A 16,584-nucleotide genomic window follows, 5' to 3' on the forward strand; every position below is an offset into this window, starting at 1 on the left:
AAATAATATCACTTAGCCCAGATGGGAGTAAGTATCCTTTTTATAAATGAAACCCGAGAGGGTTGCGTTTATAAAAAGATACTGCGGACAGCGGGACAACTCGTCTTGAAAAAACAAAGTCGTCTGCTCCTAAAAAAAGAAATAAAAAAAACACCAGCCTCTTGACTGATGTTTTCCTTGTTTATAAATTATGTACGCGACTAAAATGTATTGAATTGCTGCTTACTTCTTGCCAATGATCTTTTTGAATGCGGTTACAATCCCTAAAACTAGCAAACCAACTGCAAGTCCAATTACAAATTCTGTGATGATAGCTGGTACTTGTGGTAATAAATCGTGTAAAAAATAAATATTGTGTACAAATATTCCTCCTGCCACTAATAGTAAAGCAATTGTTCCTATTACAGATAAACTTTTGATGACTTTGGGTAACGCTTGCACTAATACATTTCCTAGTTTATTGGTAAAGCTGCCTTCATTGCTATTAACTTTAATCAACTTTAAACCTGCTTCGTCCATGCGAACAATTAAGGCTACGATACCGTAAACGCCTACTGTAGCTATGATTGCAATGATAGTTACTACCATTATTTGTGATAAAATGGGTTTGCCTATGACAGTTTCTAGGGCAATAATTACGATTTCTACTGAGAGGATAAAATCAGTGACAATAGCCGATTTTATTTTTTCTTTTTCGAATGCCAAAATTTGTTCTTCGGTCATCGGCTCCAAAGAAATTTTGTGATTTGCATGTTCGTGCGGAAAAAAGTATTCGTATATTTTTTCGGCACCTTCATAGGCCAAATAGAGTCCGCCAAGGACTAAGATTATAATTACAGCTATAGGTAAAAAGGCGCTCAACAAAAAAGCGATGGGTAAAATGATCACTTTGTTTATTAAGGAACCTTTTGCAATGGCCCATAGAACAGGAAGTTCTCTGGAGGAGATAAATCCAGATGCTTTCTCAGCATTTACGGCTAAATCATCGCCTAAAATACCTGCCGTTTTTTTGGCTGCAACTTTACTCATTACTGCAACATCATCCATAATTGCTGCGATATCATCTAATAGTGCGAAAAAACCTGATGCCATTTTGATTGTTTTAGAAACTGCATTGATTTTGGTAGTGCTTTACCAAAATTTAAGCTGCGTGTTTTGTTTATTCCTGCGAAGCTAAAACTTTTTTTATTTACTCTATTTATAAAATGGGTGATTTTTTTAGTTAATATTCGCCCAAAAAATCTTTCTGTAGTAGTAGCCTCGTTTTTATTTACTTTTGAAATAAAAAAAAGGATGGGGTTCAAACATATATTTAAAGCCAAATTAGGTTGGCTTTTTTCTAAAAAGGAAGCGGTAATGTATACTAAGAGTCATACCATAGCGATTGACGGTAAAGCGGTTTTACAGGTTTCGGCTGCTAAAGCTTTTAAAGGCGATCCGGATTTGTACAATCCTGAAGACTTGTTATTGAGCAGTGTGGTTTCCTGTCACATGATGTCGTACTTATATGTCTGCGGCCAAAATGGGATAGACGTGATTTCCTATACAGACGAAGCTGAGGCAACGCTGGAGGTGTTGGAAGACGGAAGCGGCCGTTTTATTACCATAAATCTCAATCCTAAAGTTTGTATCACTAATAAAGAGAAAATAGAAGAAGCACTTAGCTTGCATAAAAAAGCAAACCAACTCTGTTTTATAGCGAATTCTTGTAATTTTCCAATTCTGCATTTTCCAACTTGTGAAATTAAAAATAGCAATTAAATCAACTGGTTTACTCCTAAAAAAATAAGATGGTATAAAAAAATACCAGCCTTTCGACTGATGTTTTCATAATTTTAAATTTTTCTAGATTCTTAAGAAACTAACTCGGTTTGATTTCTAAAAACCAGTTTTCCATCAAACGCATCGATTAGAACAATGCTGTCGGTTGTTATTTTTCCAGATAGAATTTCTTTGGACAGTTCATTGAGTATATCCCTTTGAATGACCCGTTTTACTGGTCTGGCCCCAAATTGCGGATCATATCCTTTCTCAGCTAAATAGGCGATAGCTTCTGGAGTAGCGTCCATAGTGATGCCTTGAAGCGCTAGCATTTTTGTAACGCTTTTCAGCTGAAGTCCAACTATTTTGGTAATATTTTCATTGGTTAATGGTGTAAACATTACAATTTCGTCAATACGGTTAATGAATTCCGGACGCACCGTTTGTTTCAATAATCCCAATACTGCTACTTTTGCAGCTTCGGTTGCGGCTTCGACACTTCCTTTTAGATTTTCAAATTTCTCCTGAATAATCTGGCTTCCCATATTAGAAGTCATGATGATAATCGTGTTTTTAAAATCGGCCAAACGTCCTTTGTTATCTGTCAAACGTCCTTCATCCAAAACTTGAAGCAAGATATTGAAGGTATCTGGATGTGCTTTTTCAATTTCATCCAAAAGGATTACTGAATACGGTTTTCTACGAACGGCTTCGGTCAATTGTCCGCCTTCATCATAACCTACATATCCCGGAGGCGCACCCACCAAACGGCTTACGCTGTGGCGTTCTTGGTATTCGCTCATATCAATACGGGTCATCGCATTTTCATCGTCAAATAAATATTCGGCTAAGGCTTTTGCTAATTCGGTTTTACCAACTCCTGTCGTTCCAAGGAATAGAAAGGTTCCCACCGGTTTTTTCATGTCCTGTAATCCGGCACGGCTTCTGCGCACAGCATCACTCACGGCTTGAATGGCTTCTTCCTGTCCTACGACTCTTTGATGCAATTCCTCTTCTAGTTTTAGTAATTTTTCTCTTTCTCCTTGTAGCATTTTCATGACTGGAATTCCAGTCCATTTTGCCACGACTTCCGCAATATCTTCGCGGGTCACTTCTTCCTTTATTAGAGATGTTCCAGATTGATTTTCTTGTAATTGTTTTGTGAAGACTGCTAATTTTTCTTGGGCTTCCTTAATTTTTCCATAACGAATTTCAGCTACTTTTCCGTAATCGCCATCACGTTCCGCACGCTCAGCTTCGTATTTAAGGTCTTCGATTTCGGTTTTTACCGCTTGAATGTTGTCAACTACATCTTTCTCTGATTTCCATTTGGCATAAATCTCGTTGCGATCCTCTTTTAGATTGGCTAAATCGAGTCCTAAAATTTTTAGTTTTGATTCGTCTTTTTCTCTTTTAATGGCTTCGATTTCGATTTCCAACTGCATGATTTTTCGATCTAAAACATCCAGTTCTTCGGGTTTAGAATTGATTTCCATGCGTAGTTTTGAAGCTGCCTCGTCCATTAAATCAATAGCTTTATCTGGAAGAAAACGGTTGGTTATATACCGTTGTGATAATTCGACAGCCGCTATAATGGCATCGTCCTTGATTTGGACTTTATGATGTGTTTCGTATTTTTCTTTGATACCACGCAAAATTGAAATGGCACTTTCGGTATCTGGTTCTTCGACCATTATTTTCTGGAAACGTCTTTCGAGAGCCTTATCTTTTTCAAAATATTTTTGATATTCGTCTAATGTTGTTGCCCCAATAGCGCGGAGTTCTCCGCGTGCTAAGGCAGGTTTCAAGATATTGGCCGCATCCATAGCGCCTTCGCCACCTCCTGCACCCACAAGAGTGTGAATTTCGTCAATGAATAAAACAATATCACCTTCGGCGGCAGTGACCTCTTTCACCACAGATTTTAAGCGTTCCTCAAATTCTCCTTTGTATTTGGCACCGGCAATTAGTGCGCCCATATCGAGTGAATACACGATTTTGTCTTTTAGGTTTTCGGGAACGTCGCCATCTACGATTCTGTGAGCTAATCCTTCAGCAATAGCGGTTTTACCTACGCCGGGTTCTCCGACTAGCATTGGGTTATTTTTTGTTCTTCGGGTTAAAATTTGTAACACTCTGCGTATTTCTTCATCACGACCAATAACAGGATCGAGTTTTCCGGATCGAGCGAGTTCATTGAGGTTTCGGGCATATTTATTTAAGGAATTATAGGTTTCTTCGGCAGATGCAGAAGTTACTCTTTCGCCTTTTCGCAATTCTTCAATAGCGGCTTTCAATCCTTTTCCGGTTACGCCTTGATCTTTTAATATTTGGGCTGCTTTGGTTTTAGAATCAAAGATTGCCAAAATTAAATGCTCCACTGAAACGTACTCATCATTCATTTTTTTGGCAACAATTTCAGCTTCATTAAGGGTTGTATTTGCAGTTCTGGAAAGCATTATTTCGCCTCCAGAAACTTTCGGGAAACTCTGAATGGTGCTGTCCAAAATTTGAAGAAAAAGAGGGACGTTCACGTTCAGTTTTTTTAAAATAAAAGGAGCTACATTTTCATCAATCTCAAAAATCGCTTTAAAAATGTGTTCGTTTTCTATTTGTTGCTGGCCGTAACTTTGTGCCAATTGTTGCGAAAGTTGAATGGCTTCCTGAGATTTTATGGTGAATTTATTTATGTTCATGGCTTTATATTGTTTGTGTTATTTACTTAACTTTGCAAATTAATCTTCAATTTATATTCCATTACAATAATACAGACAAATTGACGGAAATTTCATGATTTTTATCATGTTTTTAAGTCAAAATGTCTTAAAACAAGACAATTATGAGTTTTTTTAAAAATATGTTCAGTAGTTCAGACGAAAAGGATTTAAATGAAAATAAAATCAATTGGAATGAACTAACCGATTTAGGGCAACTGAATGAAATTATAGCTATGTCGAATGAAAAACCTGTGGCTATTTTTAAACACAGTACCCGATGTAGCGTAAGTAGAATGGCATTGAAACAATTTGAAAATGAGTTTGATAGCTCAGATAAAGTTACACCTTATTTTTTAGATTTAATCGAATATAGAGCTATTTCTAATGCTATTGCAGAGCAATTTGGGGTAACGCATCAATCGCCACAATTGATTTTGATCAAGGAAGGGAAAGCCATTTATAACGTTTCGCATAGTGATATTGACTCGGAGGAATTGGGGACGAAACTGTAATCAATCTTTGTTGTATTTTAAAAAAAGTCGATACTAAAAATAGCATAAATGAAAATAAATAATTTGTTAATAGCAGGAGTAATAAGTATCCAATTATTAGTGTCTTGTACAGCAACTCGAATTAGTGAAGTAAAACCCTATGATAGTTCCGAATTTCTTTTTGGCACCAATAAAACAGCATTACTAGTAAGTAGTGATGAAGTAATTGTAAACGAATTTACTAAGACATTTAGCAAAAAGTATAAACAAAAAGAAGATTTTATTCAGCAGTTTGATAGTCTATTTTCAATAACATTGAAAAATGAGAATATTTTTGGTAACGTTAAATACGATCGATCACTAGAATTTCTTTCTAATGATAGTTTCGCAGTCAATCAGGAGCAACAAAAAAAAGTAGATTCTTTGTTTACAAATTCAACTGCTGATTATTTGATAAGAATTTTGCGCCACGAAATCACTAACAGCATTCAAGGGAATCCTGGCGTAATGATGCCAATGGCTGGCGGTGGCATGGGAATGAGAGGAGGCGGTCAAAGTGAAAGTTGTATTGTAAATTCTCATTTTCAGATTTACGATGTCAAGACACGAAAAAAAGTATTAGATTTTGTGTCAAAAGGAAGCGCAGGCGTAGTTCTTTTTGCATTTGAACAAGCACTTAATAATGCGATTGCTAACTCCATCAAAAATTCAGCGATTTATCTTAAAACAGGTACTATTAAATTCTAGGTTAAACACCTTATTGTAAAAACCGCACATTCGCAAAGTAAAGATTCAAATCTAATTTGTGAATGTTCGGTTTTATTTTTTTTAAAACTTAAGTTTATTGGAATTCAGGAAAAGTAAAAGGATAAGCTGTAACACAAGAAATAGTGTTACCAGAAGACTTTTAATCATCAATATTTCACCTTATGAAAATCACTATTATAATTTTAAAACCTTGTTTTTTCGCAATATAATGCAGCAAAAAGTGATGAGAGTTTCAATGGTTCGGTTTTAATTTTAAAAATATGATTTAAGTTGAATACATTTACCTTAAAAACTACCACCAGAACCTCCGCCACTAAAACCTCCATCACCAAATTCCATAGGCGATTCCACTGTAGTTTCGGGTTTTAATCCCAATTGTGACGCCAAAAGTATTTCGGCAGTGCCAAATAGATTTCCTTGTGAAAAACGATCTGGCTGAAAAGTAACTCCAGTGGTATTGTTTTTAATCTTTTTTATGGCAAAAAAAGTAAAAGCAAATAATACCAAACCACCAATGGTTAGGGCAATTTCAATAGGTAGTACGGAATAGTAAAAACGGATGGTGTATATAGAAAAACAAATAGATGCGATCCCTATCCAAAGCATAAAGCGGTCTTTTTTGTATAACGAGCAAACCAAATAACTTAACGGAACTATAAACGTAAATCCATAAAATAAAAAGGCAAACGGAATGTCGTTATTGGCTGTAACAATTACACCCATTAATTCGCTTGAGAGTTCTCGCACCACCATATAATTTCCTGATACGTAAAATAAAATCAGTGCAAAAGCTTGTGTAAAAACAATTCCTTTAGAATAAAATGGTAGTGTTAATTTTTCTAAAAGTTTTTTGCTACCAAAATAGATGGCTATTGCAAAAAGCATCATTACAAAAGGCAGTATAGTTTTTGCGAAAGTTCCCAATTCAAACATCATGAAAATCAATGAACAAGAGAATGCCATACAAAATAGGATCGCCATTGATAGCTGTACATATCTAAGATAACTAAGCAAAGAGGTTAGTGAGAGTATTAATGCGATAGTAAGTTCGTTTCCGTCTGTTGAAATACTTATTGCAATTGCTAAGCACAATTGTGCGCCCAGTAGGAAAGCATCGTCAAGGCCATAACCGTAATATTTTTGTTTGGTTAAAACTTCTGTACCAATGAAACCAATACTAGCAAAACTATAAACTAGAAATTGATAATTTTCATTCATTGCATCTAGGCAAATTAGTGTAAGAAAGCCACAAATGGAGGAGTACAAAAAGCTACCTAATAGCAAAAATCCAATTCGTATTAATATGTTTTTCTGACTTTTAAGAACGGTTAAATTTTTATCAATCAAATTAAACTGACTAGCATTGATAAATCCTGCTTTTTTTAAAGAACGTCCTTCTTCAACCTGAAACTCTTGCTCTAATTCGGTTTTTTTATATTGTATCGTGACTAGCTTTTTTATTGAATTGTTTAATAAGTCGAATAAAGTAAATGATAGAACCAATAAAGTAAAAGGTTATTAAGAAAAAGAAAAAGATCATTGCTTCGCTATCAAAGTTGATTAATGCTAAAAATTTGAATAGCATTATACTAATACTGATATAAGCGTAGATTAAGGTAAAGACAAACAAAGAAACCGATTTAATGAGGTAACTGGTACGGTAAAAATAGTAGCAGGATCCAGCCATTAGTATTATAAAAATACCCCAATAACCATCTGATAAATTATTAATACAAGCGATGCTTATAATGTGCAAAGCAAACGTGAGAAATACTAAGCTAAAATGTTTCTTTAGGTCGTTTTTAGCACTGTATATCGTCCAAATTACCAATAAAATACTTAATGAAATAGCCGAGTAGCTCAGGGTATTGTTTTCATAAAAATCATTTTGAAGTAAAGATTGTGGAGAAACGGATAAACCAATGTATGCTGCTAAACCCGTGATTGCTATTGATAAGACACTTTTATTATCAAAATAATAGGCACAAAAGAAAGCTATTACTGTAGGGAAGATTGTGGCGAGTCCGTATTGAGTACCAAAAACAGCGTATTGAAATTGCAGATAGCCAACAAAAATGCAACTTAATAATACTGCTGCCAAAATCAGGTAATCAAAAATAGGATTTTCAAATTGAGTTTGTTGTTTTTTAAACCCAGAGGCGTTTTTAAAACAGAAGTAAAAACAAAAAACGGTAACCAAAAGTAATAAAGCCAATATAGCGACATGCCCAATGCTATCAATATTTTTATAAATTAAAATACCGATACCTGAGGTAAACAGTAATACAGATGCGTACATGAATAATTTTAGCTCAGTATGTAATGAAAAAAAATTTAAATTTCGATAGGCTTGGACTTGATAGAATTGTTCAGGGGTTATTAATTTTTTTTCTAAAAGGCTTTTCGTTTTCTCTTCTTCAATTTTTTTCATGCTCATACTTTCTTGAATTTTAAAATCAAATATAGGTTTAAAGTGTTAACTTCTTATTAAGAGTATAATTTATTAGTTTTGAATTTTATTGAAACTAAAAAATCCATTCTTTTTACAGAATGGATTTATAAAAACAGTTGTGATCGTTATTTAGTAATAGGCCAATCTCATTTTTTCTATAATCTTGTCCAAACATAGATTGTTGATACTGCCTTCATGTGTGTGTTTGGTTTCTTTTGGTGAAGTAAAAGTTCCGTTTTCCAATTGTTCTGCAACGGCTTTGTATGCATCTCTAAACGGCATTCCGGCAACTACCATTTCGTTTAAGGTGTCAACCGTAAATAAATAATTGTATTTTGAATCGGAAAGAATATTGTCTTTTACTTTGATGTCTTTTATGGAGAAAATCGCGATATCTAAGCAGGCTTTCAGGTTTTGAATGGCTGGAAATAATCCTTCTTTTAATAATTGTAAATCTCTGTGATAACCACTCGGCAAGTTGTTAGTAATTAAAGTAATTTCATAAGGTAAGGCTTGAATTTTATTGCATTTTCCTCGAATTAACTCAAAAACATCAGGGTTTTTTTTGTGCGGCATGATGCTGGAACCTGTTGTAAGATGCGACGGTAAAGTAATGAAATCAAAATTTTGACTCATATATAAACAAACATCCATTGCGAATTTTGATAGGGTATCGGCAACACTACTCATGGCAAAAGCAACTGTTTTTTCTGATTTTCCACGACTCATTTGAGCGGCTACCGAATTGAATTTTAAAGTTTCAAAACCCAGTTCTTGTGTTGTAAAAGTTCTATTAATAGGGAAGGAGCTTCCGTAGCCTGCGGCTGAGCCCAATGGATTTTGATCCACTATTTTCAAAGCGGCATTCAGCATTGTGACATCATCAATTAAAGTCTCGGCGTAAGCAGAAAACCACATCCCGAAAGAAGATGGCATTGCAATTTGTAAATGGGTGTAGCCAGGCAATAACACATTTTGATGTTTCTCAGCCGATTCCATCAGCAAATCAAAAAGGCTTTTTACTTGTTCTTTTAGTTCTTTAACGACATCTTTCAGGTATAAATTAACATCTACTAAAACTTGATCGTTACGGGAACGCGCGGTATGAATTTTTTTTCCGGCATCGCCTAATTTTTCTGTTAGCAAATATTCAATTTTGGAATGTACGTCTTCAAAACTGTCTTCGATTTCGAAATTACCGTTTTCAACGTCTTTTATTATTTCTTCCAAAGCCAAAACTAAAGAAACGGTTTCGGAGTCTGTTATAAGCCCGATTTGTCCCAACATTTTTGCATGTGCAATAGAACCTAAAGCATCGTATTTTGCGAGAACCAAGTCCAGTTCCCTATCATTTCCTATAGTGAAATGTTCGATTTGTTTATCTGTTGGTATTCCTTTTTCCCAAAGTTTCATATTGTTTTTTGTTTCAGGTTTAAAGTTTCTGGTTGAAACTTGCATGATCTGTAGGAATCGTTTTCATAGCCCCGATAACAGTGAAAATCCTTTTATTTTTTTTCTTTAAAAAAATAAAAGATTGTAACGGATAGCGGGATTAGCTCCTAATCATTTTATTGTTTGAAAAAATCAGTTAGTATTTTGATATACAGTTGGATTCCTTCTGTTATTTCATGTATAAATATAAATTCGTTTGCGGAGTGTGACCGCAGGGTTTCGCCAGGTCCTAGTTTCAATGATTTGCAATTCAAAACCGATTGATCTGAAAGGGTGGGCGAGCCGTAGGTGGTTCTTCCTAATGCGATTCCGGCCTGCACCAATCCGTGAGAAACAGGAATAGAAGAAGCGTTTAAATGCATGGATCTTGGATTAATTTCTGCAGTAACATTTGCTCTTACTGTATCTAGAATTTCTTGATTGCTATAACAATCATTTACCCTGATATCTACAACCAAATGGCATTCTGCAGGAACTACATTGTGTTGTTTTCCGGCGTTAATTTGGGTTACGGTCATTTTAACAGGACCTAAAACCTCTGAAATTTTTTCGAAATTGTAGCTGTTAAACCAGTCGATTACTGGAATTGCTTTGTAAATGGAATTATCAAGATTTTGATGTGCGGCATGACTGGCGGTACCTTTTACGATGACATCGAGAACTAATAAACCTTTTTCGGCTATGGCCAATTGCATTAAAGTGGGTTCCCCTACAATGGCACAATCCAGATCTGGTAAATGTTTCAACACGCTGTTTAAGCCGTTTTTCCCACTACTTTCCTCTTCGGCTGAGGCTACCATCACCAAATTATAAGGTAAATTTTCATTGGAATAAAAATGGACAAAAGTGGCTAAAAGAGAAACCAAACATCCTCCAGCATCATTGCTGCCTAAACCAAATAATTTACCCTTTTTTTCAATGGCTTGAAAAGGATCATTGGTATAGCCTTGATTTGGATTTACCGTGTCGTGGTGAGAATTCAATAATAGCGTAGGTTTTGTTGCATCAAAATGTTGATTGAAAGCCCAAACATTATTGTTCTCGCGTTTAAAAGGGATGTTATTTTGTGTAAACCAATTTTCGATTAAAAGTGATGTTTGTTCTTCTTCACTGGAAAATGAAGGTGTTTCAATCAGTGCCTTTAATAGCGCAATGGCTTCTTTTGTAAGGATTTCTATGTTTTTCATACTTATTTTAGCCACAGATTCACAGATTTTTTAAAATTGAAAAGAAATTTTTTCAAAATCGGTGAGACTTGTGTTTCACTTTTTATAATTTGATATTTGTACAAATTGCCGTTGCATCTTGCAGCATGCGGTGATGCCCTATTTTTATTTTTTGAACTCCTTTGTTTAAACTATTAAAACAGTTGTCCAGTTTGGGAATCATTCCGGAATGTATGGCTTTTTCTGCTTTTAATTTTGCATATAATTCGGGATTTATGTTTTCAATAACTGAAGAATCGTCTTCGGCATCGAATAGAACTCCTGGTTTTTCAAAACAGTAATTCAAAGTTACCTCAAAAACTTCTGATAAAGCGATTGCTAATTCACTGGCAATGGTGTCTGCGTTAGTGTTTAATAATTGTCCGTTGCCATCGTGTGTTATGGCGCAAAATACGGGTACTAGATTGTTTAAAAGTAACGTTTCTAGTAAGGGTGTATTCACTTGATTGACATCACCTACAAAACCATAATTTATTGTGGGATGATTTCGTTTGTCTGATTGAATTAAATTCCCGTCAGCTCCCGAAAAACCAATTGCATTGGTGGAATTGGCTTGTAATTGTGCTACGATATTTTTGTTGATTAGGCCAGCATAAATCATGACTACAACTTCTAGCATGGCGGCATCGGTGATGCGTCTTCCATCAATCATTTGTGGAACTAAACCCATACTTTCGGCTAATTTTGTAGCTGATTTTCCACCGCCATGAACGAGTACTTTATAGCCTTCAATCTTAGAAAAATCTATTAAAAAATAAGCCAATTCCATCGGGTTATCAATGATATTTCCACCAATTTTTATTATCGTTATCGTTTTTTTATTTTCCATTTAAAAAAGGTTCTGAGGTTCTCAGATACAATGGTTCTGAGGACTTAGTGTCTTAGAACCTTTGCATCTCAGGGCCTTATTTTTTTAATATTTTTTGAAGCACTAATTGTGCCGCGAACGTTCTATTATTAGCTTGTTCAATCACAATTGAGTTTGGACCATCAATCACCTCATCTGATGCGATCATATTACGCCTTACGGGCAAACAATGCATAAACTTGGCATCGTTAGTTAATTTCATTTTATCAGCTGTTACGGTCCAGTCTGGATCAGAATTTGTAATTTGTCCGTATTCAATATAATTACTCCAGTTTTTGGCATAAATAAAATCAGCGTTTTCAAAGGCTTTCTCTTGATCGTATTCAATTTTTGAATCTTTTGTAATTTCAGGATTCAATTCATATCCTTTTGGATGAGTGATTACAAAATCCATATTTTTTTGTAACTGCATCATTTCTACAAAAGAATTGGCAACAGCTTGAGGTAACGCTTTAGGGTGTGGTGCCCATGTTAATACCACTTTGGGTCGGTGTTTGGGTTTAAATTCTTCAATGGTAATAGCATCAGCCAGCGCTTGTAATGGATGTCCCGTGGCGCTCTCCATATTAATAATAGGAACCGTTGCATATTTTATAAAACTAGACAGTACTATTTCGGCATTGTCTTTTTCTTTATCAACCAATCCAGCAAATGCTCTTATAGCAATGACGTCACAATATTGAGAAACAACAGCGGCTGCCTCTTTTATATGCTCTGAGGCTCCCGAGTCCATTACAGCACCTTCTTCAAATTCTAAGGTCCAACCTTCATTGGTAAAGTTCATTACCATGACATTCATCCCTAAATTTAAGGCCGCTTTTTGCGTACTCAATCGAGTTCTTAAACTTGAATTGAAAAACAATAATCCTAGTGTTTTGTTTTTACCTAACTTTTTATTTTTGAGTGGTTTGTTCTTGATTTTTAAGGCTTTTTTAACCCATTTTTCCAGTACATCTATAGTATTGATAGCGTTGTAATTCATGATTTTGTTTTTTAAGAAGTCTTACTAATTTTATAATAGCTACTTAATTTTTAGTTTTTTAAGTTTAATTACAAGGAGTATTACTTTATGTTATTGAATCTCTACTAAAGCTTCTTTTAAAGCCTTTATAAACAGTTCGATTGCTGGTTTTGTAATTGTTAAAGGAGGTAAAATTCGCAGTAAGTTTTTGTTGTTTGCATTTCCTGTAAAAATATGTTTGTCGATAATCATTTTTTTACGAAGTGTACTTACGTCAAAATCAAATTCTACGCCCAGCATTAATCCTCTTCCTTTTACTTGAATTACTTCGGGGATTTGTTTGATTGCTTCCAGAAAATAGGCGTAAACGTCATTTACATTATCCATTAATTGTTGCTTTTCCATGACGTCCAAAACTGCAATTCCGGCTGCACAAGCTAGATGGTTTCCTCCAAAAGTAGTTCCTAATAATCCGTAACTCGCTGTGAATTTTGGAGAAATCATAATTCCACCAATAGGAAAACCGTTACCCATTCCCTTTGCCAAACAAATTATATCGGCTTTGATATCATGATGTTGGTGGGCAAAAAACTTTCCGCTTCTTCCGTATCCTGATTGTACTTCGTCTAGAATTAAAACAACATCATAAGCTGCGCATATTTTTTCTAAATCCTGAAAAAATTCTGTGGTACCTTGGTCTAAACCGCCTACTCCTTGAATACCTTCAATTATTACCGAAGAAACATCACCTTTTTTGAGTTCGTTTTCAACCAATTCGATGTTGTTTAATGGTAAAAAAGTAACAATTTGCTGCGCATTGATTGGCGCCACAATTTTTTTATTGTCAGTCACTGCAACTGCTGCCGAAGTCCTTCCATGAAAGGAATTCTCAAAAGCAATTACTCGCGATTTATGGTTGTGAAACGAGGCCAATTTCAAAGCGTTTTCATTGGCTTCTGCTCCAGAACTGCACAAGAATAAAGTGTAGTCCTCTAATCCTGAAAGTTTTCCTAACTTTTGGGCTAATGCTACTTGAAGTGGATTCTGAATCGCATTTGAATAGAAACTGATGTTGTCTAACTGTTTTTTTAAGGCTTTGACATAATCTGGTTGGGTATGCCCAATGGAAATTACGCCATGACCGCCGTATAAATCTAAATATTCCACTCCGTTTTCGTCTGTAATAGTGCAATCTAGCGCCTTTACTGGTGTGATGCTGTATAATGGGTAAACGTCAAATAAGTTCATTTTTTTTTGTTTAAATGGTTTAAGGTTTCAAGTTTCAAGTTACGTGAGCAACCTGAAATTTGAAACTTGAAACAAATTTTTAGAATCCGCTTGGTTTCAAATGCAATCCTGTGGTTTCATCCAAACCAAACATTATATTCATGTTTTGTATGGCTTGTCCTGAAGCTCCTTTTGTTAAATTATCGATTACTGAAGTTATCAATAACCGGTTTCCTTTTTTCAGTAAACTAATAATGCATTTATTGGTTTGAACCACTTGTTTCATGTTGATTGCTGTGGTCGTAACCGTAACAAAAGGTTGGTCGTGGTAATAAGTCTCATATTTTGCAACTATATCTTCTAGACTTTCTTCGATTGTTGTGTATAATGTGGCGAATATTCCTCTGGCAAAATCACCTCTGTTGGGTACAAAAATCAGTTCGTTTGCGTAATCCGCTTGCAATTGCTGGACACTTTGGTTAATTTCCCCTAGATGTTGGTGTTCAAAAGCTTTGTAATGTGACATGTTGTTTGATCTCCAGCTAAAATGTGTTGTTTCTGAAGGTGTAACTCCGGCTCCCGTACTTCCTGTTGTAGCATTGATATGAACATCGGTTGTGAGTATTCCGGCTTTCGCCAAAGGCAGTAATGCCAACTGAATTGCTGTTGCAAAACAACCTGGATTTGCAATAAATTGAGCGTTTTTAATGGCTGCTTTGTTCAATTCAGGTAAACCATAAACAAAAGACTTTTCATTGAATTCTTTGTCTTTTGTCAACCTGAAATCATTTCCTAAATCAATAATTTTAGTATGACTAGCAAATTGATTTTGTTCTAAAAATGATTTTGATTTTCCATGACCTAAACATAAGAAAACCACATTCACATTTGGATTCACGGTATCAGTAAAATTCATTTCGATATCCCCGAGTAAATCGTGGTGCGCCACAGAAAGCGGCTTTCCAGCATTTGTTGTACTGAAAACAAAATCAATTGTTGCGTGAGGATGAAACATTAGAATTCTAATTAACTCTCCTGCTGTATATCCTGATCCACCTATTATACCGATAGTAATCATAATTTTTTATTTTTTCGAATTATTTTTGTCACAGTTTTTACTGATTTCCACAGATTGGATATTACTCTTTTTATTTTTCTAAAAAAGCACTATTTTTCTCTTTAGCCCCGATTGCAGTGAAAATCCTTTTCCTTTTCTTTTCAAAAAGGAAAAGATTGTAGCGTAAAGCGGGACACTATTTCTGAAAATGCAAAATATTTCTGCTCCTAAAAAAAAACACTATTTATCACTCGTATGTTTCCTTATTTACTGATGAAAATATGTTTTGAGCATTTCCAAGAATTTTGATAAATCCTTTGGCATCATCAGAGGTCCATGCATTGTTCATTTCTCCGTATTGTCCAAAACTCGTATTCATTAGATCATTTTCAGATTCGATTCCGTCAAGCGAAAAATGATAGGGTTTTAGTGTAACAGTCACTTTTCCGTTTACAGTGTGTTGAGTGTCTTGCAGAAAAGTTTCGATATTTCTCATCACAGGGTCGAGAAATTGTCCTTCATGAAACAGCATTCCGTACCAGTTGCCGAGTTGTTCTTTCCAATATTGCTGCCATTTTCCTAGTGTGTGTTTCTCTAATAAATGGTGCGCTTTGATGATGATTAAAGGTGCGGCAGCTTCAAAACCTACTCTTCCTTTAATGCCAATAATGGTATCACCTACGTGAATGTCTCTACCGATTGCGTAAGCATTAGCCAGTTTTTCAAGAGTAACAATATTAGCCGAAGGTTTTTCTTTGATGCCATTTACAGCTACTAATTCTCCTTTTAAAAATTCTAATGTTACTTTTTCTTCGCCCTCTTTTACCAATTGAGAAGGATAAGCATCGCTAGGTAGCGCTTGATGTGATGTTAAAGTTTCTTTTCCGCCAACACTTGTTCCCCACAATCCTTTATTAATAGAATATTGTGCTTTTTCCCAAGAATAGGAAACTCCGTTTTTAGCTAAATAATCAACTTCATCCTGTCTTGATAATTTCAAATCTCGAATAGGAGTGATGATTTCAATTTCGGGTGCGATAGTTTGGAAAATTAAATCAAAACGAATTTGGTCATTTCCAGCGCCAGTACTTCCGTGAGCAATGGCGTTAGCACCAACAGATTTTGCATATTTAATGGCTTCGATAGCTTGAAAAACACGTTCAGCGCTCACAGAAAGTGGATAGGTATTGTTTTTTAATACATTTCCAAAAATTAAATACTTGATGGCTTTATCATAATATTTATCTACAATGGTAAGATTAGTGTGCTTTGCACTTCCAAGTTCATACGCTCTTGTTGTTATACTTTCTAGTTCTTCAGCAGTAAATCCACCGGTATCTACAAGGACTGTGTGAACTTCAAAACCTTTTTCATTTTTTAAATATTTCAGGCAGTAGGAAGTATCAAGACCTCCACTATATGCTAATACTACTTTTTTCATTTTCTTTATTTATTTTTCCTCCCCCCTCCCGAAGCTTCGGGACCGTCCGAAGGAGGGGGAGCCAACAGTGGCAAAAGGGAATATTATTTGATGTGATTTTTTCTATATTTATCTCTCTTGTCTCCCTTCTCTTTTTGAAGTCCTGAAGATTCGGGCGAGGAGT

14 protein-coding genes are annotated in these 16,584 nt (G+C 35.2%); 3 read left to right on the forward strand and 11 right to left on the reverse strand.

From position 1 onward, the window contains the following. Positions 1–222: 222 nt before the first annotated feature. Entirely contained in the window at positions 223–1,092 is an 870-nt protein-coding gene (locus ACNQGB_RS07950; protein WP_417944193.1) for a DUF808 domain-containing protein, read from the reverse strand. Between the two features lie 201 nt (positions 1,093–1,293). On the opposite strand from ACNQGB_RS07950, the gene ACNQGB_RS07955 reads away from it, so the two are divergent. Further along, positions 1,294–1,761: an OsmC family protein gene (locus ACNQGB_RS07955; RefSeq protein ID WP_417944192.1), complete on the forward strand. Its 468-nt coding sequence runs from the start codon at positions 1,294–1,296 to the stop codon at positions 1,759–1,761. Between the two features lie 92 nt (positions 1,762–1,853). On the opposite strand, the gene clpB is transcribed toward ACNQGB_RS07955, so the two are convergent. Continuing rightward, a complete protein-coding gene (gene clpB / locus ACNQGB_RS07960) occupies positions 1,854–4,457 on the reverse strand; it encodes an ATP-dependent chaperone ClpB (RefSeq protein ID WP_417944191.1) in 2,604 nt (867 codons plus the stop codon). 143 nt (positions 4,458–4,600) lie between these two features. On the opposite strand from clpB, the gene ytxJ reads away from it, so the two are divergent. Both ytxJ and ACNQGB_RS07970 read left to right on the forward strand, forming a co-directional pair. Beyond that, complete coding sequence (gene ytxJ / locus ACNQGB_RS07965; protein ID WP_417944190.1) at positions 4,601–4,990, forward strand: bacillithiol system redox-active protein YtxJ; 390 nt, start codon at positions 4,601–4,603, stop codon at positions 4,988–4,990. Positions 4,991–5,038: 48 nt separating this feature from the next. Continuing rightward, a complete protein-coding gene (locus ACNQGB_RS07970) occupies positions 5,039–5,716 on the forward strand; it encodes a hypothetical protein (RefSeq protein WP_417944189.1) in 678 nt (225 codons plus the stop codon). Positions 5,717–6,022: 306 nt separating this feature from the next. On the opposite strand, the gene ACNQGB_RS07975 is transcribed toward ACNQGB_RS07970, so the two are convergent. The 9 genes from ACNQGB_RS07975 to ACNQGB_RS08015 all read right to left on the reverse strand — a co-directional run bounded on the left by ACNQGB_RS07975 (position 6,023) and on the right by ACNQGB_RS08015 (position 16,421). Next, complete coding sequence (locus ACNQGB_RS07975) at positions 6,023–7,240, reverse strand: hypothetical protein (protein ID WP_417944188.1); 1,218 nt, start codon at positions 7,238–7,240, stop codon at positions 6,023–6,025. Further along, on the reverse strand, positions 7,170–8,174 hold the full coding sequence (locus ACNQGB_RS07980) for a DUF2157 domain-containing protein (RefSeq protein WP_472777096.1): 1,005 nt from the start codon (positions 8,172–8,174) through the stop codon (positions 7,170–7,172). The genes ACNQGB_RS07975 and ACNQGB_RS07980 overlap by 71 nt, the downstream gene beginning before the upstream one ends. Before the next feature lie 144 nt (positions 8,175–8,318). Then, positions 8,319–9,602, reverse strand: coding sequence for an argininosuccinate lyase (gene argH, locus ACNQGB_RS07985; protein ID WP_417944186.1), 1,284 nt, complete (start codon positions 9,600–9,602; stop codon positions 8,319–8,321). 155 nt (positions 9,603–9,757) lie between these two features. Further along, positions 9,758–10,828 carry a M20 family metallo-hydrolase gene (locus tag ACNQGB_RS07990; RefSeq protein WP_417944185.1) on the reverse strand — a complete coding sequence of 357 codons (1,071 nt, stop codon included), beginning with the start codon at positions 10,826–10,828 and terminating at the stop codon, positions 9,758–9,760. A gap of 82 nt (positions 10,829–10,910) precedes the next feature. Beyond that, complete coding sequence (gene argB, locus ACNQGB_RS07995) at positions 10,911–11,696, reverse strand: acetylglutamate kinase (RefSeq protein ID WP_417944184.1); 786 nt, start codon at positions 11,694–11,696, stop codon at positions 10,911–10,913. Between the two features lie 76 nt (positions 11,697–11,772). Beyond that, complete coding sequence (locus ACNQGB_RS08000) at positions 11,773–12,717, reverse strand: N-acetylornithine carbamoyltransferase (RefSeq protein WP_417944183.1); 945 nt, start codon at positions 12,715–12,717, stop codon at positions 11,773–11,775. 90 nt (positions 12,718–12,807) lie between these two features. Then, positions 12,808–13,944: an aspartate aminotransferase family protein gene (locus ACNQGB_RS08005; protein WP_417944182.1), complete on the reverse strand. Its 1,137-nt coding sequence runs from the start codon at positions 13,942–13,944 to the stop codon at positions 12,808–12,810. A gap of 79 nt (positions 13,945–14,023) precedes the next feature. Then, the gene (gene argC, locus ACNQGB_RS08010) at positions 14,024–15,001 is read right to left on the reverse strand and encodes an N-acetyl-gamma-glutamyl-phosphate reductase (protein ID WP_417944181.1); all 978 of its coding nucleotides are present in this window, start codon (positions 14,999–15,001) and stop codon (positions 14,024–14,026) included. Positions 15,002–15,227: 226 nt separating this feature from the next. Then, positions 15,228–16,421: an argininosuccinate synthase gene (locus ACNQGB_RS08015; protein WP_417944180.1), complete on the reverse strand. Its 1,194-nt coding sequence runs from the start codon at positions 16,419–16,421 to the stop codon at positions 15,228–15,230. Positions 16,422–16,584 lie beyond the last annotated feature (163 nt).

This window comes from Flavobacterium frigidum, from assembly GCF_048286795.2.